This is a genomic window from Serratia sp. JKS296, from assembly GCF_900215445.1.
GTDB classification, from domain to species: Bacteria; Pseudomonadota; Gammaproteobacteria; order Enterobacterales; family Enterobacteriaceae; genus Serratia; species Serratia marcescens.
In genome coordinates, this window is the sequence record NZ_OCMX01000001.1 from 3335245 (window position 1) to 3357037 (window position 21793).

The following is a 21793-nucleotide window of genomic DNA, read 5'->3' on the forward strand; positions in this document are numbered from 1 at the left end:
CACCGGCTCCACTACACCGTCAACACGACACAGCTGTCGGTTTCCCAACATAGACGCACTTCATCGCCCCAGGTGGGCATCCCCTTGCGGAAACGATGGCCGTTTTGCAGCTGGGCGCTGATGATCTGCCCGCTGTGCAGCTTCACGTGGTAGATGGACAGATCGCCCAGATAGGAAATGTGCGCCACTTCCCCCACCGCGAAGTTGCAGCCGTCTTCCGGCACTTGTTCGCACAGCAGGATCTTTTCCGGCCGCAGCGCGACCTGGATCGGCACGCCGTCCACCACCGAGGCGTCCGGATCCACCTTGATCGCATGGCGCAGCCCCGGGCTTTGCAGGATCAGCGCATCGTCGTGGCGCTCTTGCAGCACGCAGTCGAAGACGTTGACCGAACCGATAAATTCGGCGCTGAAGCGGCTATTCGGATGCTCGTAGATCTCTTCCGGCTCGCCGATCTGCACGAACTTGCCGCGGTTCATGATGGCGATGCGCCCCGCCATGGTCATCGCCTCCTCCTGATCGTGCGTCACCATCACGCAGGTCACGCCGACGCGCTCGAGAATGTCGGTCACTTCCAGCTGCATGCGATCGCGCAGCTTCTTGTCCAGCGCGCCCATCGGTTCATCCAGCAGCAGCAGCTTCGGCCGCTTGGCCAGGCTGCGCGCCAGCGCCACCCGCTGCCGCTGGCCGCCGGAAAGCTGGTGCGGTTTGCGTTTGGCGTACTCCTGCATGTGCACCAGCGCCAGCATTTCCGCCACCCGTTCGGCGATCTCCGCCCGCGGCATTTTGTCCTGCTTCAGGCCGAACGCGATGTTTTGCTCCACGGTCATGTGCGGAAACAGCGCGTACGACTGAAACATCATGTTGATCGGCCGCTGGTACGGCGGCACATGCGACATATCCTGCCCGTCGAGCACGATCTGCCCTTCCGTCGGCTGTTCAAAGCCGGCCAGCATGCGCAGCAAGGTGGACTTGCCGCAGCCGGACGGGCCAAGCAGCGCAAAGATCTCGCCCTTGTAGATGGTGAGGCTGACGTCTTCGACCGCATTCTGCCCGTCGAAGGTTTTGGTGAGGTTACGGATTTCCAGCAGAGGGGTGAAGACCTTCTGCGACTTGGCTTGAGGACGAGGGATGGCGTCGTTCAATCGGGGTGCTCTCCGGCGTAAAGCGGCACAAAACCACGGCGAGCGCCGTGGCCCAAAACGGCAATGCAGGCGGGGAGCGCCCGCCTGCCGGTTTACCGACGATGGGGGTATCCCCCCCATCATCACTTCCCGCTTTTAACTTTAGTCCATGCGCGGGTAATGACACGGTCCAGCTTCGGCGACTGCACGTTGAGCGTGAACAGCTTGGCGCGCAGATCGGCCGGCGGATAGACATTCGGGTTCTCGCGCACTTCGGCGTTCACCAGCGGCGTGGAATCTTTCACCGCATTGGCGTAATAGACATAGTTGCTGATGCCCGCCATCACGTCAGGTTTCATCAGGAAGTTCAGGAACTGGTACGCGGCGTCTTTGTTCTTGGCGTCCGCCGGCATGGCGAACATGTCAAAGTAGGTCAGCGCCCCCTCTTTCGGGATCGCGTAGGCCACGTTCACGCCGTTCTTCGCCTCTTTGGCGCGGTTGGCCGCCTGCATCACGTCGCCGGACCAGCCGATCGCCACGCAGATATCACCGTTAGCCAGATCGTTGATGTACTGAGAAGAGTGGAAGTAACGAATGTTCGGCCGCAGTTTCAGCAGCAGATCGTTAGCCGCGCCGGTGTAGTCCGCCGCATTGGTGCTGTTGGGATCCTTGCCCAGGTAGTGCAGCACGGTGGCGTAAACCTCGCTCGGCGCATCGAGGAAGGAGACGCCGCAGCTTTTCAGCTTCTCGAGGTTTTCCGGCTTGAGGATCAGATCCCAACTGTCGACAGGCGCGTCTTTGCCCAATGCCGCCTTCACCTTGTCGACGTTATAGCCGATGCCGGTGGTCACCATCAGGTATGGGATGCCGTATTTGTTGTCTTTGTCGTTATGTGCAACCAACTTCAGCATCTCGGGATCGAGATTCTTGTAGTTGGGCATTTTGCTCTTGTCGAGCGGTTCGAAGATGCCGGCCTGAGACTGGCGCTCGAGGAAGTTGGATGAAGGAACCACCAGATCATAACCGGTGCTGCCCGCCATCAGTTTGCCTTCCAACACTTCGTTGGAGTCAAAGACGTCGTACACCACTTTGATGCCGGTTTCTTTCTGGAAATTAGCCAAAGTGTCCGGCGCGATATAATCGGACCAGTTATACACGTGCAGCGTTTTCTCTTCGGCTGACGCATTGACGGACGCGGCCATCAACAGGCCGGCAACCACACCCGATAACCACTTTTTACGTTGGGTGACCATCCGTAACTTCCTCCAAAACAGGGTGAATCATAGAATTGAACTTGTATCTGCAGCGATACAAAACCTTTCCTGATTGAGCGCAATCGTTGCAACCGCGAACTGAATGGCTATGCATATGATTGCATGCGCCTTTTTCACTGCCCTGCTCGCGTGGTCACAAGGGGAATCGCAAGCCCTTTGCAGAATCAGCAGCATAGCCGCTGCCATCGCAACCCGCCAGCCCCCAGGGTAAAAAACGCCTTTTATCGATTTTTTATGCAGTTTTCTCTATGTGATACGCCATTAACGGCGCAAAAGGCGAGAAAGATCGGGCGGCAAAGGCCAAAGTGCAGAATATTTTATTGCGGAGAGACGTCACGGCAGCATGCCGCCGGAGCGACGGCATGCTTAAGGTATGGCGAGGATCAGTGCAGCATCGGTTGACGCACGGCGCCAGCGGGGATCTCTTCTTCGTCACCCATAAACAGCAGATCGTTCGCCCGCGCCTCAAGGATCACCATCGAGACCTGCTCTTCGCCCTGCTGCATGAAGTGGGTGAACTGCTCGTAGGTGATGCCGACCGCCACGCTCAGCGACTGGCAGACGATCAGCTTCGGCAGGTTGTCGTCCTGAATATCGACAAACGCCTTGATGGTCAGCGAGCTGGCGTTGATCTGGCTCAGGTCCGCCACCAGCGGGATCAGCGCGGTCGGCTTCACTTCGGCCAGCGCGGAGAACAGAATGACGTTGTCCACCAGATCTATCTTGGCGTCGAACACGCCGTCGAAGTTCTGCATGTGCGGCAGGTGCAGCGCCTGGCAGGAATCGCACTCAAAGAAAGAAATGCCCGACTGATCCAGCCAGCGCCGCAACAGCGCCAAATCGGGGACAATGAGTGAATCCATAATAACCAGCCTCACAATATTCAATACGCGAAAAGGCGCATAGCTTACGGAATATTCACCCGATACGCCACGATCAATGCGGCTTAATTCACTAATTCAGATATTGCACGGCGGGAAATGCGCTCAGCCCACCCCGTTAACCGCCGGACTTCAGGCGGAACCCCGGCCGGCCGCGCTGCTCGATGTATTCGATCATCATACCGGCAATGTCCAGCCCGGTAGTGGTTTCCACCCCTTCCAGCCCCGGTGAGGCGTTGACCTCCATCACCAGCGGGCCGCGCTCGGCGCGCAGGATATCCACCCCGGCGACGTCCAGCCCCAGCGTGCTCGCCGCTTTCACCGCGATCGCCCGCTCCCTGGCGGTGATGGTCACCTTGCGGGCGGTGCCGCCGCGGTGCAGGTTGGAGCGAAACTCGCCGGGCTTGGCCTGCCGTTCGATAGCGGCCACCACCCGGCCGCCCACCACCAGGCAGCGCACGTCGCGCCCCTGCGCCTCGCGCACGTACTCCTGCACCAGAATATGGGCGTTCAGGCCGCGAAAGGCGTCGATCACGCTTTCCGCCGCCTGGCGAGTTTCCGCCAGCACCACCCCGATGCCCTGCGTGCCTTCCACCAGCTTGACCACCAGCGGCGCGCCGCCGACCAGTTCGATCAGATCGCCGGTATCGTCCGGTGAATGGGCGAAACCGGTGATCGGCAGATCGATACCCTGCCGGGCCAGCAGTTGCAGCGAACGCAGCTTGTCGCGGGCGCGGGTAATGGCCACGGATTCGTTTAGCGGGTAGCTGCCGAGCAGCTCGAACTGGCGTAGCACCGCCGTGCCGTAAAAGGTGATGGCGGAGCCGATGCGCGGGATCACCGCATCGTAACGTTCCAACTGACGGCCGCGATAATGAATGGTCGGCGCCGCCGGATTGATGTTCATATAGCAGGAGAGCGGATCGATGATATCGATGCTGTGCCCGCGATCTTCCGCCGCTTCACGCAGCCGCTTACATGAATAGAGCGATCCGTCGCGAGAAAGAATGGCAATTTTCACTCGTCACCCCAAAAGCCAACGCCTGCCCGGCAGGCGGGTTAGCGGCCGCGGCGCTCAGGCGCGCGGATCGCGATCCTGATTATCTTTCGATGCGTCTGCATCTTGCGGTTTGCGGCGATCGTTTTCCGGCGGCAACCCGCCGCGCATCAGCGGCCCGAAGCCCTGCACCACGCGCCATACCAGAAACGCCGCCGCCGGCACCATCAGCGCCACGCCGAGGAAAATCATGCCGACCGCCGCCTGCTGCGACGCCAGCCAACCCGGCAGTTGCAGGTGGCCGTGAATGCTGAGGTAGGCCAGCACCAGCATCACGATGCCCACCCCTTCCAACACCAGCACCGGGCGCGGTAAGTCACCGAATGAACGCATATTTTTCCTCTCCAGAAGGTCTGCCCCCAGTGTAGTGAATTCCCGTCGACGGCGACAGCCCCGGCTGACTAATTGGTTACATGAATCAGATTAACAGGTAATTCCTGCTTTTTTTTCACCGCCTCAACGGGCATAGTAGGCGCCATCTGACGCAGGTAATGACTTTTTCGGTGACGGGATGTCGTTGCAATCGCGAATAATTTATCGAAAATCCAATTAAGGAGCGTTGCATGTTTGCAGTAATCTTCGGGCGTCCTGGCTGTCCTTATTGTGTCCGCGCTAAAGAACTGGCGGAAAAACTGACTGAAGAACGCGACGATTTCAACTTCCGTTACGTTGACATCCACGCGGAAGGCATCACCAAGGCCGATCTGGAAAAAACCGTCGGTAAACCGGTTGAAACCGTGCCGCAGATCTTCCTGGACGAGAAGCACATCGGCGGTTGCACCGATTTCGAAGCTTACGCTAAAGAACACCTGAACCTGTTCCAGTAAGTTTTTGAACGACAAAAAAGGCGCTTAACGCGCCTTTTTTTATTGCCGCTGCCGCCGGTGCAGCTGCTGCAGCGTGTGCAACAGACCGAGGGCGAACAGCATCAGCATCGCGCCGAACACGCACCAGAACACCGCGCTGGTGGCGTATGCCAGCTCCTGCCAGAACGAATAGGACGGCGTCAGCCAGAAGTGGCGGATCAGCAGGCACAGCGGCAATGCATACAGCGCGCCAAGCAACGGGCAAAGCAGCCGCTTGCGGCTCGACAAATAGCTGGCGATTGCGCCGGGGATCACAAACAGCAGCAGGCCGGTTTCACCGTGGTGCTCATGATCCGTGCTGCCGAACAGGCCGGTTTGCTGGCCGAGAAACACCAGGCTGAACAACAGAAAACAGCTGAGAATGCCCAGCCAATATCGATAACTCGTCATGCGAATTCTCCCCCGCCCAATTACCGCATCAATAGAAATCGGCCCGGTCACCCGTGCGGTGACGCTGAACCGAATTTTTTCCTTGGTCAAAAGAGAGTTAAATGCGCCCGGCGGCGCAGGAAATCAGCTTTCTGTGCTGGCTGTCATCGGTCATAGCGTCTAGAATGAACGCCGCCGAACGATGGTTCGCTTCGCTTTCTGCTGGTGGTGATTTATGACGTCGTTTTAAGGCTGAATTTATCTCTTATAGTTATCTATATCAAGCACTTACTGGTAAACAATAAGTTATCCTCCGTGAACATAAACGTCGCTAGTTTGTTAAACGGTAACTACATTCTGTTACTGTTCGTGGTACTCGCGCTGGGGCTGTGCCTCGGTAAACTCCGTCTGGGCTCCGTCCAACTCGGTAATTCCATTGGCGTTTTAGTGGTTTCCCTGTTGCTCGGCCAGCAACACTTCGCCATTAACACCGAGGCGCTGAATCTCGGCTTCATGCTGTTTATTTTCTGCGTCGGGGTGGAAGCCGGGCCTAACTTTTTCTCGATTTTCTTCCGCGACGGCAAGAATTACCTGATGCTGGCGCTGGTGATGGTCGGTTCGGCAATGGTGATCGCCATCGGCCTCGGCAAGCTATTCCACTGGGACATCGGCCTGACCGCCGGCATGCTGGCCGGCTCGATGACCTCGACGCCGGTGCTGGTGGGCGCCGGCGATACGCTGCGCAACACCATCGTCAACGGCCCGGCGCTGCTGGCGGCGCAGGATCATCTGAGCCTCGGCTACGCCCTCACCTACCTGATCGGCTTGGTCAGCCTGATTTTCGGCGCGCGCTACCTGCCGAAGCTGCAGCACCAGGATCTGTCCACCTCCGCCCAGCAGATCGCCCGCGAACGCGGCCTGGACACCGACAGCCAGCGCAAGGTCTACCTGCCGGTGATCCGCGCCTATCGCGTCGGCCCCGAGCTGGTGGCCTGGGCCGACGGCAAGAACCTGCGCGAGCTGGGCATCTATCGCCAGACCGGCTGCTACATTGAACGCATCCGCCGCAACGGCATTCTGGCCAACCCGGACGGTGACGCGGTGCTGCAGGTGGGCGACGAGATCTCGCTGGTCGGTTATCCGGACGCCCACGCGCGGCTGGATCCGAGCTTCCGCAACGGTAAGGAAGTGTTCGACCGCGATCTGCTCGACATGCGCATCGTGACCGAAGAGATCGTGGTGAAGAACAGCAACGCGGTGAACAAACGCCTGAGCCAGCTGAAGCTGACCGACCACGGTTGCTTCCTCAACCGCGTGATCCGCAGCCAGATCGAAATGCCAATCGACGACAGCATCGTGCTCAACAAGGGCGACGTGCTGCAGGTGAGCGGCGACGCGCGCCGGGTGAAAAGCGTGGCGGAGAAGATTGGCTTTATCTCGATCCACAGCCAGGTGACCGATCTGCTGGCGTTCTGCGCCTTCTTCATCATCGGCCTGCTGATCGGCCAGATCACCATTCAGTTCAGCAACTTCTCGTTCGGCATCGGCAACGCCGCCGGCCTGTTGATGTCCGGCATCATGCTCGGCTTCCTGCGCGCCAACCACCCGACCTTCGGTTATATTCCGCAGGGCGCGCTGAACATGGTGAAAGAATTCGGCCTGATGGTGTTTATGGCGGGCGTGGGCCTGAGCGCCGGCGCCGGCATCGGCCACAGCCTGGGCGCGGTCGGCGGCCAGATGCTGATCGCCGGGCTTATCGTCAGCCTGGTGCCGGTGATTATCTGCTTCCTGTTCGGCGCCTACGTGCTGCGCATGAACCGCGCCCTGCTGTTCGGCGCCATCATGGGCGCCCGCACCTGCGCGCCGGCGATGGAGATCATCAGCGACACCGCGCGCAGCAACATCCCGGCGCTGGGCTACGCCGGCACCTACGCCATCGCTAACGTGCTGTTAACGCTGGCGGGTTCTCTCATCGTGGTGCTATGGCCGGGCATACTCGGCTGATCGATTAGCGGGAGAGATGGATCGGCGATAAAAATATTTTGATTTTTTTGTCGCCGGCCAGAACTTTCGTTGGGGGCCGCAGTCTGAATTAGTGCCACTGCTTTTCTTTGATGTCCCCATTTTGTGGAGCCCGATAATCCCGCCTTTTAGGTTCAAGATTATCGGGTTTTTTGTTGCCTGAAGCAGCCCGCAACACCCGCTGTCGCGGCCTCGTCGTCAGGCATAAAGCATCCTATCTCTGAGCGTCGCTTACGCCAGCATCCCTATCAATGTGCAGGTTTCAACATAGAAACGCTACTTGTGGATTCGCCGCTTTTCAAAGAGATGGCGTCACAAACGGGACTTAACAACAGCACTCTCGTCGCCGTCGGCTGGGTGCTCTTTGGTGGCTCATTCCTTCATCTTCCTGTATATCATAACGTCATGTTACCGCACTGGAAGAAGACCAGCATTGTCCCCCATGATAGTCGAGACTATCTAATTCACCTGTTTTATTTTTTCTTTAATTTTAATTAGCTTTTTTATATACGCATTGCTCTTATCCCCTTGAGCTATTTCCGCAGAAATCAGCGAGAGGAAGCTGTCATTAAAATCATCTTTGGCTAATGGGTTAGCCCCATGAGCCAAAAGAACCTCAATGTGTTCTGGGCAACTGTTATACAGCGCATTAATTAATGGCGTTCTGTTCATAGCCCCTTTGATATTAACATCAACTTTATAGTCAATAAGTACCTTCAATGTCTCGGTATTCTTCGCTTCAAAACTTTCAAATATAATAGGTTGATTATGAACCTTATCCCTAGCATTTGGAGAGAGTCCGCCCTCTAACATAGCCTGTATCCAGATGCCTTTATCCGCTTTCATAACAAATTCAGCGGGACTACCCGGCGTGTTAGGTTGAGGCTGTAAAGGGTCTGCACCGGCTTTTACCAAGTCAGTGATAATTTTCAGCCTTTCAGGTGTGGTTTTATCATAGATGGCATTGTTTATTGCCCAGAACAATAAGGTCATTTTTTCCTTAGCTGGACGATTTAAGATCTCTTTGTTTACTGATGACAACAGTTTATCCAACTGCGATCTATCACCATCATAAATGGCTTTGGCAATGTCCAATTGCTGACCGTCAAAATAATCCTGTGGTTGTAAATCCATACCTTGTTTGCACCCCTGCATGATGAGCATAGACACTAGCATCGTGATAATGAGTATGATTTTTTTCATATTCGTCCCTTGATTGTGGCAATGTCATCGTCTTTTTCATTTTCAATGCATTGTATCGCCTGGTCTATACCGTGCTTATCCAGTAGTGAACCTGTTCCACCGAGAAGCGTGTGCTTTACTCCCACGGCGTCAGGCGCCAACATGGACAGCCGCTCTTTCGCCATCACCGCCGGGGGATAAAATTTAAGGTCTTTGGCATCCTCCCACAAATCAACCTCCTGCAGCTTGGTCAACAGCTCCCCTTTTACGCGATATGCCTGAATATTATCGGCTCTGCCTATTATCGAGCCACTGTATTTTTCGACGGTTCCCGCGTTCAGGCCTGCTGCATTAAACGTCCAAGCCGGTTTGCCACTGGCCATGGAGGCCGCAGATGCCATGCCCCCACCCAGCGAATGGCCAGATATCCCAACATCGCCTTTAATTGCTTTACCGATATTAACCGCTCTTTTGTAGTATTCAGAATTAAGCCCTATTCCCTGAGCACCATTATTTGTCCAATCGCTCAGGTTTTTAATCCCTGACAAATCGCCGTTCAATAACGCTTTCTGAGCAGCCTTGCTTATTCCCTCCGGGAACTCGGGCGCACGCGATCCGCGGAACACCACCGTCGGACTCATCGCTTTACCAAAGACACTCTCGTCTGGCTGATAAACTCGGGCTAAAAAATCAGGATTCATTGGTTTGTCATAAAGCATTTTACTATCCAGACCAAGCCTATTTAAAGCTCGCTCGTCATTACTGATATCTTTCCAGCCCTCTGGTACTCCAGGTAGTTCGCCAAGTGAATCGGTGGTCTTGTAAACATTCTCAGCCAACTTCGCCTTTTCGACCGCGACGTTGTTCTCCGCCAGGCGCTGTGCCGCCATGCGCGCATCTGGGTAAATGCTGCGGTTGCCTCGCCCTATCAGGTACTGGCGTTCTTGCCAGCGTTCTGCCTTGGTCAGTGGACGGATGGCCTGCACCGTGGCGGCAACGGTTGCCACTGCGGTCGCGATGGCTTGTTGCAGAGGGGGATTCCGGGTCGTATTCTGCCTCGCCGGCAGCACCGTCGGTTTTGCCCGGTGGCCATAGCGGCTGACCATTTCTTCATAGCGGGCGATCACGCGCCCGGTAGGATAAAAGGCGGGAAGAGAGCTGCCTGGGTAGCGCTGTAATCGGCCTTCCGCGTCGATGTAAAAGGCATATTTCGTCGGCGTCCAGGTGCCCATTCCCTGTTCAATCGCCAGCAAGCCGCCCCGGTTGATCTCATCGAGTACGCTGCGCTTCATAGCCACGTCCTCACGATAACCGGTGACGCCAATCCCGGATTGAGTATTGCGGGTGATCGGATACCGGCTGCTTATCGATATGCCGGCTGCGCCGCCGAACAAATAATGCCGTTCCAGCTCATGCCGCGCTGCTGTCGGGTTGAGTATCCTGGAAAAGCTTTCCGGCGCCGTGTGTTCAGAGGAGAAATGAATCAGTTTCATACGGTGCCTGCCCACTCGCAGGGTTCCGTGGTCGGCACAGGCGCACCATCATCAAGCAACTCGCCAGGTGTGCGGCTGTTACGGGGCTCGTCGAGCGTTAGCGAACGATAACGCATTGGATATCCTTATCTTCTGTGTCATTCCATTAATAGGGCATGCGCAAAATTATCACACTTCAGTAAAGATTTCTTTGCTCTATTTCTATGCGCACGCATCCTCTTCCATCCATGCAGCTGCGTGCTTCCTGTGCACTTGTGAAGAGGTATTGACTTGCGTATTTCGTTGCCATGTCGCGCCTAAAAGCCACGTCCGAAAGCAATCAGTCGAGTGTCAAAGATGCGGGAATGATAAGGAGACAGGAAGGAGAAAGGCTCCGCCAACCGGGAATGGCCAGCGGAGCGGCGTCAGGCGGCGGTTATTTCTGCTCAGCCTGGCTTACGGTATCTTCGGCTTTCCAGATGCGGTATTTCACTTCCGCGTCTTTCGGCGCATACACCACGATCGGCAGGCGGCTGTTGTAACGCTGCATCGCGGCGTCGCCCAGGTTGGCGGCGATGAATTGCTTGGTCTTGGTGTTGTCCGGGCAGGCCATCATGGTCGAGGCCGGTTCAGACAGCTTCTCCAGCACCAGGTAGTCGTAACCCCAGCCGGACAGGGTTTTGGTCTCCAGCGTGCCGCCGATCATATGGCGGTTGCAGTCCACTTCCAGCGTCTTGCCGATCAGCAGCTCTACCTTGTAGTTCTCTTCGTGTTCTTGCTTCGGCAGGTAGATCACCTGGCGATTCATGCCCTTCTCGGCTTTCGGGTAAGGCGCGACTTTTTCCAGCGGCTGTTTGCTCATGTCTGCGTCATCGCCAGAGGTCGCCGCCATAGCGCCGGCGGAAACGGCCATCAGCAGGCCGGAAAATACAACGGATGCCTTGTTCATGTTTTATCCCTACACTTTTTGTCAAATAATCCGCTTATAAACTAATACACTACCGCCACGCTCGCCACAAGTTTAATCTTCTTTACAATAGGAGATAAATAGTGACAATCGCCTGATACCACCAATTAACCGGAGCAATACCCCAAAAAACCGCCGGTTAATACGAGAAAAACACGCGCTGACCGGCGCCCAAGCGGGTGCATCAGATAGGGTTCTCTTGCCGCAGGACTAAGGTTTTCTTAAGACAGAATTATTACAGTGGCGCTATTCAATCCTGTCACCGAGCCTGCGCGTGAATCCAGAATCGTCATTAAATCAATCCTCAACGGCACAGCAAATTAAGACAACCGCCCTTTACTCCCTGCCGACATCCTTTTACCGTTGGCAAGTTTTTGGCCTGCTGATCAGCGGTTTGGTATTCCTGTGGCTCTCCCGCAACGAACAGCTGGACTGGGCGATCAGCAATTATTGGTACGATGCCGCCAGCGGGCATTTCCCGTGGCAAAACAATTATTGGCTGGATCTGATCAATCACCGTCTGTTGAAGCAGATAGTGATCGTGGGAGCGGTGCTCACGCTGTTTTGGGGCATCTATCGCCGCAGCGCGCGCCTGATTGTCAGCATGCTGCTTCTCGGCATCGGCCCGCTGGTGGTGGGCATTCTCAAGGCCACCAGCGCGCACTCCTGTCCGTGGGATCTGATCGAGTACGGCGGCAAGGCGATGTCCTTCCCTTTATTCGGCGCGGTACCGGCGCTGCCGGGCCCCGGTCGCTGTTTCCCCGGCGGGCACGCCTCGAGCGGTTTCGCGGTCATGGCGTTGTTTTTCCTGTTTTATCCGCAACGCCCGCGCCTGGCCTGGTGCTGCTGGTGTGGCGGCATTGCGCTCGGCATGTTGATGGGCTTTGGTCAGATCATGCGCGGCGCACATTTTCTTACCCATAACCTGTGGGCGGGTTGGTGGGTTTGGTTAAGCCAGTTGGCTATTTATTGGATGATTAGCGGCTATTGGCGCCGCAAGATGAGGTAACGGTTATGGAGCAGTTAAACCATGTTCTTTTCGCCTGGATCAATGCGACCCCGGCATCTCCCGAATGGATGATCGATTTCGCCACCTTTTTGGCGCGCGATCTTATCATTATCGTGCCGCTGCTGATCGTCGGCCTGTGGCTGTGGGGGCCGCGAAGCCAGCTGGTTTCACAGCGCGAAGTGGTGGCGAAAACCACGATCGCGCTGCTGTTCGCCATGCTTGCCGCCTCCGCTATCGGCGCGCTGCTGCCGCATGAGCGTCCGTTCGTCGCCGGCGTGGGTTATACCTTCCTGGCGCACGCGCCGGACAGCTCGTTCCCCAGCGATCACGGCACCGCCATCTTTACCTTTGCACTGGCGTTCCTGTTCTGGCACCGGGTCTGGTCCGGCGCGCTGCTGATGATTGTCGCCGTCGGCATCGCCTGGTCACGCGTTTACCTCGGCGTGCACTGGCCGCTGGATATGGTCGGCGGTTTCCTGCTCGGCCTGGTCGGCTGCCTGTTCGCTCAGCTGGTATGGAATCTGTTCGGTGATGTCCTCGCCGACAAGCTGTCGCGTCTGTATCGCTTCCTGTTTGCCTTCGCCATTCGCCGCGGCTGGGTGAAAGAATAACCGCATAACATGACAGGGGCGTTACCGCCCCTGCTTTCACACCACGCCGGTGGTCACGCAAAACGCCCGCGTTTTTCCCGCTCCCAGCATCACCCCCTCACCCTCTGGCGCATTCGGGCGGCAGTTTGCCGGCTGGATAAAAGCAAGCAGCCGCCTGTGGCCCTGGACAGCGATGCGCCGCAGGCCATAGTTGAATTGCCCGGTGGCAAAACGCGTCACATAGCGCCGGCCTTGCGGCGCCAGCATAAAGAACTCGGCCTGATCCACGTAGCGCGTCAGATCGTCGGAGCACAGCAGTTCCTGCCCGATCGTATCCCCTGACAAAGCCGGCGTCGGCAGGTTCTGGCGGAATACCGCGTCGGGAATGCAATCATAGTTGAGGCGGCAAACATAGCGCAGCGGCTGCGGCCGCTCGCCCAGGTTGGTAATCTTCATCTCTATGGCGAACTGCGCGCTCTGGGCCGCCAGACGCAGCGCCGGGCCGATGCGCCAACGCTCGCCCAACCGCTCGCCTTCACCGTGCAACGTCAGCTCATCGCCCGCCAGCTGCAGCCACACGCGTTGCATCTGGATCGGCGCGCCGTCGTGACCCGGCCAGGCAGGGCAGAACGCGGCGTCGTCAGCGCGCTTTCTTCCGGCGCCCCGCGCGCTGCGGCGGCCCGATTTCAGCGAATGACCGTCAAACTCGGCGTCCCAGATCGCGAGGCCCTGATACGGTAAAACCCTCAGCGCGCCACGGCAATTCGCCAGCGTCAGCATCAGCCCGCGTTCTGCGCAGCGATGCGCGCTCACCGCGAAATCCGCGTTGCGGAACAGTTCCTGCCGATGCGTCCCGAAAGCTTCAGGAGCCAGATCGATGTTGATCTCCATCTTTTTTCCCCTCGACGTTTCGCCCGTGCAGGCCGCGAGCAGCCACTGAAAATGTTATTAAAATAACAAATAATCCTCCCCTAAGTTATACAGATAACAGTGAAGTAACTATGATCTCGTCGACATTTTTCAAATCCCGCTAGGTTTATCGATGTTGAAATGTTATTATTTTCACATTACCTATCCATGCTATTTTCTCAACTTCACTAAGGAACCGCGATGACCACCGAAAGCATCGATTACGCCAGCTATGTTGACCACACCCTGCTGGCCATGGACGCCACCGAAATGCAGATCGCCAAACTGTGCGAAGAAGCGCAGCAGCACAACTTCTATGCGGTATGTGTCAACTCCGGCTATGTGCCGCTGGCGGCCCAGCTGCTGCAGGAAAGCACCGTGAAAGTCTGCTCGGTGATCGGTTTCCCGCTGGGCGCCGGCCTGACCGTCGCCAAAGCCTTTGAAGCCAAAGCGGCGATCGCCGCCGGCGCGCAAGAGATCGACATGGTGATCAACGTCGGCTGGTTGAAAAGCGGCCTGCTGGACGAAGTGAAAGCCGACATCGCCGCCGTGCGCGAGGTTTGCGCGGCGATCCCGTTGAAGGTAATATTGGAAACCTGCCTGCTCAGCGATGCGCAGATCGTCCAGGTTTGTGAAATGTGTCGCGAACTCGATGTCGCCTTCGTGAAAACCTCCACCGGCTTCAGCACCGGCGGCGCTCGGGAAGAGCACGTCAAACTGATGCGCGAGACCGTGGGCAGCGAAATGGGCGTGAAAGCTTCCGGCGCCGTGCGCGATCGCGCCACCGCCGAGAAGATGATTAAAGCCGGCGCCACGCGTATCGGCACCAGCTCCGGCGTCGCCATCGTCTCCGGCGCCCAGCCGGCGGCGGGCAGCTACTGATCGTCGGCTTGCCCTGACGGGCATGGCCATACACTCCGATGCGGGACAATACGGGCGGTTGATGCGGCCCGATATTGCCCCGCATCGTTGTGTTTAGCGTCGGAAATGCCGGCTCGCCTTTTATCTCTATTACCTGTGGGAAGACGGATCTATGGAAACGCGGCGCGAAGAACGTATCAACCGGTTAGTTCAGGCGTTAAAACGCGCTGACAAGATCCACCTGAAAGAAGCCGCCGCGCTGCTGGGGGTCTCGGAGATGACCATTCGCCGCGATCTGAGCGCCGAACCGGCGGCCGTGGTGTTGCTCGGCGGCTACGTGGTGACCGATCCGCGCAGCAACGGCGTGACCAACTACTTCGTTTCCGATCAAAAAGCCAAACAGGTCACGGAGAAACGGCGCATCGGACTGCTGGCAGCGCCGCTGATCAATGAAAACGACACGGTGTTTTTTGACTGCGGCACCACCACCCCGGCGATCATCGACGCCATCGCCGACGAGCTGGCTTTCACCGCCGTGTGTCATTCGCTGAACACCTTCCTGGCGCTGCAGGACAAACCGAACTGCAAGGTGGTTCTGTGCGGCGGCGAGTTCAAGCCGAACAACTACATCTTTTCCAGCGTCGGCGGCCGCAACGAGCTCGATCACATCTGCCCGAACATCGCCTTTATCTCCGCCGCCGGCCTCAGCCTGCAGCACGGCGCCACCTGCTTCAACTTCGACGAGCTGGAGATGAAGCATCGCGCCATGGCGATGGCGCAGCAAAAGATCCTGGTGGCAGACCACAGCAAGTTCGGCAAAACCAAGCCGGCCTGCATCGGCCCGCTGACGCAGTTCGATCGGGTGATCACCGATCGCCAGCCGGGCGCCGACTTCCTGGCGTTCTTCAACGACAACGCCATCGCTATCCGCTATTAATCCGCCTTCAGCGCCGTCATAACCGACGGCGCACCGCGTCGATATCCCTCTTTCCCCGCCGAAAAATGAACAAATAATGCGCAATCAATTCACGTTTTTCGCTTATCCGCACGCAACATCAGGTTAATAAAATGCAACAGCTCACCCGAGTGATTATTTTTTCGCAGGCTAACCACGCGGTCGGCTGGGTGAATTAACGGCTATTTATGGCTTTTATATGATAAATCGTGCCAAAGGCCAGGAAGTTTAAATAAACGGCGGTTTACGCGATTGCAGCAAATCTCACCAATACCTGTTAGGTATCTGTTATTTATATGATGAATGGTTACGCATTTTTATCCGCTAACCACGTAAGTAATTTCCCTTCGTTACTAGCGGTGAATTTTAAATAAAAATAATTAAAAACAAAAACATAAACTCAATTTACCTTAAAAACACAATGTGATCCACATCACTAAAACTGCTTAATCCGGGTTTTTAGCTAGATCCAAAACCACGCATAAAATATATTGCTCGGCTTGCTGCTGAGCACAGCGCTTTATCCGGCTAATTATTGTACAAGCCACATAATCGCAGAAATTTTTATGAGAGCGTTCTCAGCACAAAATCTTACACAAATGTGCAACAAATGCGCGAAAAATCGATGAAAAAGCAGATAACTGCACATATTACGCATTTGAGAGCAGGATCACGGTTGTTTCTACTGTAAATCGTTATCTTGCCGCCAACAAAAATCGACAGGCAATGACCTGTCGGCAGCGGTAACGACTTTTATCACCCGTGAAGGTGAAAAGTCTTTAGTGAATTACCCGGCGCTGTGCCTTGGTAATGAACGCAATAAACAACCAGGGGGACGCCAAAACATCCCCGCAAGCAACACCTGATTCTTACCGCAAGCGTTGCCTGAATAGGACGTTTGACGGTTTAACCTTAAGTTTTGCCTTTTAATTTTAAATTCGTGTTCACTTCGGAGATATTTATGGACACTACACAGACCGGCACAATTGCCTCTGCGGCCTCGGGCTCCAGCAGTACCTGGCGTAAAACGGATACCATGTGGATGTTGGGCCTGTACGGCACCGCCATCGGCGCAGGCGTCCTGTTCTTGCCCATCAACGCCGGCATCGGCGGTTTGATTCCTCTGATCATCATGGCCATCATCGCTTTCCCGATGACCTTCTTTGCCCACCGCGGCCTGTGCCGTTTCGTTCTGTCCGGCAAAAATCCCGGTGAAGACATCACCGCCGTGGTGGAAGAGCACTTCGGCATCACCGCCGGCAAACTGATCACTCTGCTGTACTTCTTCGCCATCTACCCGATTCTGTTGGTTTACAGCGTGGCGATCACCAACACCGTCGACAGCTTCATTACCCACCAGTTGGGCATGACGTCGCCGCCGCGCGCCATCCTGTCGCTGATCCTGATCGTCGGCCTGATGACCATCGTGCGCTTCGGTGAGCAGGCCATCGTGAAAACCATGAGCATCCTGGTCTTCCCGTTCGTGGCGGTGCTGATGCTGCTGGCGGTATACCTGATCCCTAACTGGACCGGCGCCATCTTCGAAAACGTGTCGCTGTCCGGCAGCGGTACCGGCATGGGTCACGGCCTGATCATGACCCTGTGGCTGGCAATCCCGGTGATGGTGTTCTCCTTCAACCACTCGCCGATCATCTCCGCCTTCGCCGTCGCCAAACGCGAAGAGTACGGCGCGGACGCCGAGAAGAAATGCTCCCGCATTCTGGCTTATGCACACATCATGATGGTGCTGACAGTGATGTTCTTCGTGTTCAGCTGCGTGCTGAGCCTGACGCCGGAAAACCTGGCGGAAGCCAAGGCGCAGAACATCTCGATTCTGTCTTACCTGGCCAACCACTTTAACAACCCGATGATCGAGTACATCGCGCCGGTTATCGCCTTCGTCGCCATCACCAAATCGTTCCTGGGCCACTACCTGGGCGCCCGTGAAGGCTTCAACGGCCTGGTTGCCAAGTCGATGAAGAGCCGCGGCAAAACCGTCAGCACCGCCAAGCTGAACCGCATGACCGCTATCTTCATGCTGGTGACCACCTGGATCGTCGCCACCCTGAACCCGAGCATCCTGGGCATGATCGAAACCCTGGGTGGCCCAATCATCGCCATGCTGCTGTTCCTGATGCCGATGTACGCCATCCGTAAAGTGCCTGCCATGCGCAAGTACAGCGGCCACATCAGCAACGTATTTGTGGTTGTGATGGGTCTGATCGCCATCTCTGCTATCGTGTTCAGCCTGCTCGGCTAATCACGTCCGGCTGGCGCCGCTGCGCGCCGGCCCTCCCGCACTGCCCCCATTTCCCGTATTCACCGCCTGAAACCTGAAGAAGGAGGCGAGACCATGGTCAGCGTTTTCGATATTTTCAAAATTGGCATTGGCCCATCCAGTTCTCACACCGTTGGTCCGATGAAAGCCGGCAAACAGTTCATTGACGATCTGATCGCCCACCAGCAGCTGCAGGACACCACCCGCGTGGTGGTCGACGTGTACGGTTCGCTGTCGTTGACCGGTAAAGGCCACCATACCGATATCGCCATCATCATGGGCCTGGCCGGCAACCTGCCGCACGACGTGGACATCGACAGCATTCCGGGCTTTATCCGCGACGTCGAACAGCGCGGCCGCCTGCCGCTGGCCAACGGCCACCACGAGGTGGATTTCCCGCAGCATGGCGGCATGAATTTCCACGGCGATAACCTGCCGCTGCACGAAAACGGCATGCGCATCCGCGCCTTCGCCGGTGAACGCTTGCTGCACAGCAAAACCTATTACTCGATCGGCGGCGGTTTCATCGTCGACGAAGAGCACTTCGGCCAGTCCGCCGAGGGCACCACGCCGGTGCCCTATCCGTTCAAATCGGCGCACGATCTGCAGCAGCATTGCAAAGAGACCGGGCTGTCGTTGTCCGGCCTGGTGATGCAGAACGAGCTGGCGCTGCGCAGCAAAGCGGATATCGACGCGCACTTCGCCGACGTCTGGCAGGTGATGAGCGCCGGTATTGAGCGCGGCATCAACACCGAAGGCCTGCTGCCCGGCCCGATGAAGGTGCCGCGCCGCGCCGCCGCGCTGCGCCGCATTCTGGTGACCGGAGACAAGAACAATATCGACCCGATGAACGTGGTCGATTGGATCAACATGTTCGCGCTGGCGGTCAACGAAGAGAACGCCGCCGGTGGCCGCGTGGTTACCGCCCCGACCAACGGCGCCTGCGGCATCATCCCTGCGGTGCTGGCCTACTACGACAAGTTCATCCGCCCGGTGAACGCCAATTCCTACACCCGCTACTTCCTGGCGTCCGGCGTGATTGGCGCGCTGTACAAGATGAACGCTTCGATCTCCGGCGCCGAAGTGGGTTGCCAGGGGGAAGTGGGCGTCGCCTGCTCGATGGCGGCGGCCGGGTTGACCGAGCTGCTGGGCGGCAGCCCGGCGCAGGTGTGCATCGCGGCGGAGATCGCCATGGAGCACCATTTGGGATTGACCTGCGATCCGCTCGCCGGCCAGGTTCAGGTGCCTTGCATCGAACGCAACGCCATTTCCGCCGTCAAGGCAGTCAATGCCGCGCGCATGGCGATGCGCCGCACCAGCGAACCGCGGGTTTGTCTGGATAGGGTCATCGAAACCATGTACGAAACCGGCAAAGACATGAACGCCAAATACCGCGAAACCTCACAGGGCGGGCTGGCGATCAAGGTCGTGGCCTGCAACTGATCGCCACGGCAAGGCACTTAAGGCGCCGGCCGGTCCGATTTGGCCGGCGCCGTCTCAATGCCGTTCCTTCCCTGCCGCAACGCCCGGCTGAATGCCGGTTCGAGCCCCATGGCGCCGGGACGGGCGCTGTGTCGCAGCCACCCATAAAGCTCGGCATTACGCCGGAATCCCATTTTGCGCATAACGCTCATCTTGTGGTTGCTGACGGTTTTCACGCTGATGTCCAGCATCCGTGCGATTTGCGTCACCCCCATCTCCCGCGTCATACAGCGCATGATCTCCTGTTCGCGCAGCGTCAGGCCGCGGTGCTGGCATATGCAGTTCCTGCCACAACCCGGCCTGCCCGGCCATTTGCTGCGCCGCTCCAGCTCGGCGCTCACCTGATACAGCGCCGAGACCAACGGCGTATCGTGGTAGATAACACCGGCCTCCAGCGCGCAACGGTTCCCAACGGTGCGCTTATGCCGCCCCTCCGGCGTTCGCAACGAGAAATACAGCGTTTTGCGCCCCGCGGTCTGCGTCTCAAAGAAGTGACAAAAACAGCTTTGCACGCCGGGAGGAAAATAGCAGAACACCAGATCGGCTTCGTGAACCTGCTGCGCATCCAGTAACAGCGTGCGCTTGCCGTAAGTGCTGAAGTGCAGCGCCAGAGCCTCCTGCCAGCCGGCGCTGAAGTAACGGTTTTCATCAAATAGCGCGATTTTTATCATCGTGTTCATCCCTGCCCTCCCGCCGTTCCGGCTTCCCGTTTAACCGCCTGAGCGCCCTTTGCCGGCGCCTGACTGTTGTCGATGCGTAATTCATAAATCATGGTGGCGTTAGGTGGCACTTTCGGCGGGTAGCCGGTTTCGCCGTAGGCCAGCGCCGGCGGCACAACCATCGTCAGCGAACCGTGGTTGTGCAGATGGCTTATCGCCTCCCTGAACAGTGGCGGATACTCGGACAGCGGTTGCGACAGCACCTTGCCGCTCAGTTCCATATCCTGGATCACCGTACCGTCGGTCAACTTCTCCTTCACGACCACATCGACCACCGCCGTTGGCGCCAGCGCGCCCTCCCCGGCGTAATCCACCCGATACCAAAAGCCCATCGCCGACTGCTTTACGCCCTTTTGTTGACTGAATCGCGCCAGGTAATCTTCATCACGCCGCCGCTGTTCGTTAACGCGTTTCTCACGCGCGGCCACGGCGGCGGCATCCGCCTGCGCCGTCAGCGCATCCAGTTCATCCGGCGGCAGCCGCAAGCGCCCCGAGACGCTATCGATGACGCCCGCCAACAGGCTGTCGCGGTCCACCGGTACGCCCCAGCTTTGACGCGCCGCCACTACCCCCTGAATGTCCCGCCCCAGCGCACTGCCCGCCGCATAGGACAAACGCTTGCGTTCATCCTTCAACTGCTCCGGCGTCACTTCCCATTGCAGCCGCTTATGCAGCGCCAATAGCGCTTCGCGCGTCTGCTGGGTCACTTTCTGCTCACCGGCCCGCTTCTGCTCGCTCTCTTCCAACGCGGCGCGCAGAGCGTGCAACGCCTCCTGGTGCTCGCGTTGGCGTTGTGCAAGCGTCTGTGCCGATGCCTGCGCGGCAGATTCCAGCTCGGTAACGCGCCGTTCGGCCTGCGCCGCCGCCGCTCTGCTTTTGGCGGTTTCCTGCGTCGCCTGACGCAACAGCGCCTCGGCGCGCTGCGCATCGGGCGAACCGCGCCAGGCGGCGCCCAGCCCGGCGATCCACTGCTGAAGCGTTGACGAGTCCGGCAACGTCGCGACGGATGGCGTCGCTTTCTCCGCCCGCAACGCGGCGAGTTCCTGGCGCAACATCGTCAGTTCCATTCGCTGACGCGCCAGCTGTTGATCACGCGCCAATAATTCCTGGGTCAGCGTAAAAGCTTTGGCCGATGAAGCAGGCTGGTTGGCGCCCGACGTGCGCTTTGCCGGCTCAGGCCTTTTTTGTCCCGCCCCGCGGTCGGCTGGCGCCGCTTTTTCGTTCGTCGGCACGGTGTTTTGCCGTTGATACTGCTCGGCAAACTGCAGCAGCGCCGGCACGCCGTCGTCCGCCAGCGCGACGCCGGAGAACAGCAGAGCGACGCAGCCCAGCAGGCGCAGCCTCATTTAATCTGCTCCCCGCGATCCGCCAAGCCGGTCAACACCGCCTGATTCACCCCGGCGCACAGATAGTTGACCTTGTAGCGATACAGCGCATCCACCGTCGCCTGCGTGTCGCCGTTTACCCTGGCGCGCAGGCTGGCGTACTGCGAAGCGCCGCTCATCAGGCTGTCGAAGGCCTGCTTATAGCGCTGATACTGTTTCTCGTCGATCGCGCGCAATGCCCCCAGTTGCTGCTGGCACTGCTGCAGCTGCTCGGCCTCACGCTGCTTGCGCAAAGCCTCTTCTGACGGAGGTTGCACAACCTGATTTTTAGTGTTCACGGCGGGCTTGCCCGACTTTTGGCTTTGGCAAGCGGCGGCGCTCAACGCCAACAGGCACAGCAGCCCCATGCGCAGGGCGTGATTGACGTGCTTTCTCATCATTGCGTTTCTTG

At 57.7% G+C, this 21793-nt stretch carries 21 protein-coding genes; 8 read left to right on the plus strand and 13 right to left on the minus strand.

Features of this window, described 5'->3' with window-relative positions; translation table 11 throughout:
* Positions 1–11 precede the first annotated feature (11 nt).
* The 5 genes from potG to CRO23_RS15990 all read right to left on the minus strand — a co-directional run bounded on the left by potG (position 12) and on the right by CRO23_RS15990 (position 4669).
* On the minus strand, positions 12–1145 hold the full coding sequence (gene potG / locus CRO23_RS15970) for a putrescine ABC transporter ATP-binding subunit PotG (RefSeq protein WP_004938650.1): 1134 nt from the start codon (positions 1143–1145) through the stop codon (positions 12–14).
* A gap of 122 nt (positions 1146–1267) precedes the next feature.
* Positions 1268–2377 (minus strand): spermidine/putrescine ABC transporter substrate-binding protein PotF, encoded by a 1110-nt coding sequence (potF, locus tag CRO23_RS15975; protein ID WP_015377292.1) that lies wholly within the window; start codon positions 2375–2377, stop codon positions 1268–1270.
* A gap of 404 nt (positions 2378–2781) precedes the next feature.
* The gene (locus CRO23_RS15980) at positions 2782–3261 is read right to left on the minus strand and encodes a YbjN domain-containing protein (RefSeq protein ID WP_004938666.1); all 480 of its coding nucleotides are present in this window, start codon (positions 3259–3261) and stop codon (positions 2782–2784) included.
* A gap of 136 nt (positions 3262–3397) precedes the next feature.
* On the minus strand, positions 3398–4300 hold the full coding sequence (rimK, locus tag CRO23_RS15985) for a 30S ribosomal protein S6--L-glutamate ligase (protein WP_016928363.1): 903 nt from the start codon (positions 4298–4300) through the stop codon (positions 3398–3400).
* A 54-nt stretch (positions 4301–4354) separates the two neighbouring features.
* On the minus strand, positions 4355–4669 hold the full coding sequence (locus CRO23_RS15990) for a YbjC family protein (RefSeq protein WP_016928364.1): 315 nt from the start codon (positions 4667–4669) through the stop codon (positions 4355–4357).
* A gap of 230 nt (positions 4670–4899) precedes the next feature.
* Here CRO23_RS15990 and CRO23_RS15995 point away from each other — a divergent pair, with 230 nt between their 5' ends.
* Complete coding sequence (locus CRO23_RS15995) at positions 4900–5163, plus strand: GrxA family glutaredoxin (protein WP_004938676.1); 264 nt, start codon at positions 4900–4902, stop codon at positions 5161–5163.
* A 39-nt stretch (positions 5164–5202) separates the two neighbouring features.
* Here CRO23_RS15995 and CRO23_RS16000 read toward each other — a convergent pair whose 3' ends face one another.
* Positions 5203–5592 carry an inner membrane protein YbjM gene (locus CRO23_RS16000; protein WP_004938679.1) on the minus strand — a complete coding sequence of 130 codons (390 nt, stop codon included), beginning with the start codon at positions 5590–5592 and terminating at the stop codon, positions 5203–5205.
* 294 nt (positions 5593–5886) lie between these two features.
* Here CRO23_RS16000 and CRO23_RS16005 point away from each other — a divergent pair, with 294 nt between their 5' ends.
* Complete coding sequence (locus CRO23_RS16005) at positions 5887–7575, plus strand: aspartate:alanine antiporter (protein ID WP_004938680.1); 1689 nt, start codon at positions 5887–5889, stop codon at positions 7573–7575.
* A 477-nt stretch (positions 7576–8052) separates the two neighbouring features.
* On the opposite strand, the gene CRO23_RS16010 is transcribed toward CRO23_RS16005, so the two are convergent.
* The 3 genes from CRO23_RS16010 to eco form a co-directional block, all read right to left on the minus strand.
* The gene (locus tag CRO23_RS16010; RefSeq protein WP_097102455.1) at positions 8053–8796 is read right to left on the minus strand and encodes an ankyrin repeat domain-containing protein; all 744 of its coding nucleotides are present in this window, start codon (positions 8794–8796) and stop codon (positions 8053–8055) included.
* Positions 8793–10268, minus strand: a complete 1476-nt coding sequence (locus CRO23_RS16015) for a phospholipase (protein WP_097102457.1) — start codon at positions 10266–10268, stop codon at positions 8793–8795. Before CRO23_RS16015 ends, CRO23_RS16010 begins: the two co-directional genes overlap by 4 nt.
* Before the next feature lie 415 nt (positions 10269–10683).
* The gene (gene eco / locus CRO23_RS16020) at positions 10684–11196 is read right to left on the minus strand and encodes a serine protease inhibitor ecotin (protein ID WP_048796780.1); all 513 of its coding nucleotides are present in this window, start codon (positions 11194–11196) and stop codon (positions 10684–10686) included.
* A gap of 292 nt (positions 11197–11488) precedes the next feature.
* Here eco and CRO23_RS16025 point away from each other — a divergent pair, with 292 nt between their 5' ends.
* Together CRO23_RS16025 and ybjG are read left to right on the plus strand one after the other, a co-directional pair.
* On the plus strand, positions 11489–12223 hold the full coding sequence (locus CRO23_RS16025; protein ID WP_033634209.1) for a phosphatase PAP2 family protein: 735 nt from the start codon (positions 11489–11491) through the stop codon (positions 12221–12223).
* A gap of 5 nt (positions 12224–12228) precedes the next feature.
* Positions 12229–12834, plus strand: coding sequence for an undecaprenyl-diphosphate phosphatase (ybjG, locus tag CRO23_RS16030; protein ID WP_028127970.1), 606 nt, complete (start codon positions 12229–12231; stop codon positions 12832–12834).
* Between the two features lie 36 nt (positions 12835–12870).
* Here ybjG and CRO23_RS16035 read toward each other — a convergent pair whose 3' ends face one another.
* Complete coding sequence (locus tag CRO23_RS16035; protein WP_097102459.1) at positions 12871–13704, minus strand: hypothetical protein; 834 nt, start codon at positions 13702–13704, stop codon at positions 12871–12873.
* Positions 13705–13923: 219 nt separating this feature from the next.
* Between CRO23_RS16035 and deoC the strand changes: the two genes are divergently transcribed.
* From deoC to CRO23_RS16055, 4 genes are all read left to right on the plus strand, one after another.
* Complete coding sequence (gene deoC, locus CRO23_RS16040; protein WP_016928371.1) at positions 13924–14604, plus strand: deoxyribose-phosphate aldolase; 681 nt, start codon at positions 13924–13926, stop codon at positions 14602–14604.
* Between the two features lie 151 nt (positions 14605–14755).
* The gene (gene deoR / locus CRO23_RS16045) at positions 14756–15520 is read left to right on the plus strand and encodes a DNA-binding transcriptional repressor DeoR (protein WP_016928372.1); all 765 of its coding nucleotides are present in this window, start codon (positions 14756–14758) and stop codon (positions 15518–15520) included.
* Positions 15521–16499: 979 nt separating this feature from the next.
* On the plus strand, positions 16500–17798 hold the full coding sequence (locus CRO23_RS16050; protein WP_004938697.1) for an HAAAP family serine/threonine permease: 1299 nt from the start codon (positions 16500–16502) through the stop codon (positions 17796–17798).
* 93 nt (positions 17799–17891) lie between these two features.
* Positions 17892–19259: an L-serine ammonia-lyase gene (locus CRO23_RS16055; RefSeq protein ID WP_097102461.1), complete on the plus strand. Its 1368-nt coding sequence runs from the start codon at positions 17892–17894 to the stop codon at positions 19257–19259.
* Positions 19260–19276: 17 nt separating this feature from the next.
* Here the strand turns inward: CRO23_RS16055 and CRO23_RS16060 are convergent, their stop codons facing one another.
* The 3 genes from CRO23_RS16060 to CRO23_RS16070 are packed head-to-tail and all read right to left on the minus strand — an operon-like array spanning position 19277 to position 21782.
* Positions 19277–19978, minus strand: a complete 702-nt coding sequence (locus tag CRO23_RS16060) for a helix-turn-helix domain-containing protein (protein WP_102025902.1) — start codon at positions 19976–19978, stop codon at positions 19277–19279.
* Positions 19975–21363 carry an FKBP-type peptidyl-prolyl cis-trans isomerase N-terminal domain-containing protein gene (locus tag CRO23_RS16065; protein ID WP_079451002.1) on the minus strand — a complete coding sequence of 463 codons (1389 nt, stop codon included), beginning with the start codon at positions 21361–21363 and terminating at the stop codon, positions 19975–19977. The genes CRO23_RS16060 and CRO23_RS16065 overlap by 4 nt, the downstream gene beginning before the upstream one ends.
* On the minus strand, positions 21360–21782 hold the full coding sequence (locus tag CRO23_RS16070; RefSeq protein ID WP_016928377.1) for a hypothetical protein: 423 nt from the start codon (positions 21780–21782) through the stop codon (positions 21360–21362). Before CRO23_RS16070 ends, CRO23_RS16065 begins: the two co-directional genes overlap by 4 nt.
* Positions 21783–21793: the final 11 nt, after the last annotated feature.

What these genes read in the sequence shown, in the direction of transcription:
- deoR (WP_016928372.1), top strand. Translation starts at nt 14,756, where the DNA reads ATGGAAACGCGGCGCGAAGAACGTATCAACCGGTTAGTTCAGGCGTTA.
- CRO23_RS16065 (WP_079451002.1), bottom strand. Translation starts at nt 21,363, where the DNA reads ATGAGGCTGCGCCTGCTGGGCTGCGTCGCTCTGCTGTTCTCCGGCGTC.
- CRO23_RS16000 (WP_004938679.1), bottom strand. Translation starts at nt 5,592, where the DNA reads ATGACGAGTTATCGATATTGGCTGGGCATTCTCAGCTGTTTTCTGTTG.
- CRO23_RS16015 (WP_097102457.1), bottom strand. Translation starts at nt 10,268, where the DNA reads ATGAAACTGATTCATTTCTCCTCTGAACACACGGCGCCGGAAAGCTTT.
- deoC (WP_016928371.1), top strand. Translation starts at nt 13,924, where the DNA reads ATGACCACCGAAAGCATCGATTACGCCAGCTATGTTGACCACACCCTG.
- CRO23_RS16035 (WP_097102459.1), bottom strand. Translation starts at nt 13,704, where the DNA reads ATGGAGATCAACATCGATCTGGCTCCTGAAGCTTTCGGGACGCATCGG.
- ybjG (WP_028127970.1), top strand. Translation starts at nt 12,229, where the DNA reads ATGGAGCAGTTAAACCATGTTCTTTTCGCCTGGATCAATGCGACCCCG.
- potF (WP_015377292.1), bottom strand. Translation starts at nt 2,377, where the DNA reads ATGGTCACCCAACGTAAAAAGTGGTTATCGGGTGTGGTTGCCGGCCTG.
- CRO23_RS16010 (WP_097102455.1), bottom strand. Translation starts at nt 8,796, where the DNA reads ATGAAAAAAATCATACTCATTATCACGATGCTAGTGTCTATGCTCATC.
- CRO23_RS15995 (WP_004938676.1), top strand. Translation starts at nt 4,900, where the DNA reads ATGTTTGCAGTAATCTTCGGGCGTCCTGGCTGTCCTTATTGTGTCCGC.
- CRO23_RS15990 (WP_016928364.1), bottom strand. Translation starts at nt 4,669, where the DNA reads ATGCGTTCATTCGGTGACTTACCGCGCCCGGTGCTGGTGTTGGAAGGG.
- CRO23_RS16070 (WP_016928377.1), bottom strand. Translation starts at nt 21,782, where the DNA reads ATGATGAGAAAGCACGTCAATCACGCCCTGCGCATGGGGCTGCTGTGC.
- CRO23_RS16055 (WP_097102461.1), top strand. Translation starts at nt 17,892, where the DNA reads ATGGTCAGCGTTTTCGATATTTTCAAAATTGGCATTGGCCCATCCAGT.
- CRO23_RS15980 (WP_004938666.1), bottom strand. Translation starts at nt 3,261, where the DNA reads ATGGATTCACTCATTGTCCCCGATTTGGCGCTGTTGCGGCGCTGGCTG.
- CRO23_RS16060 (WP_102025902.1), bottom strand. Translation starts at nt 19,978, where the DNA reads ATGAACACGATGATAAAAATCGCGCTATTTGATGAAAACCGTTACTTC.
- CRO23_RS16050 (WP_004938697.1), top strand. Translation starts at nt 16,500, where the DNA reads ATGGACACTACACAGACCGGCACAATTGCCTCTGCGGCCTCGGGCTCC.
- eco (WP_048796780.1), bottom strand. Translation starts at nt 11,196, where the DNA reads ATGAACAAGGCATCCGTTGTATTTTCCGGCCTGCTGATGGCCGTTTCC.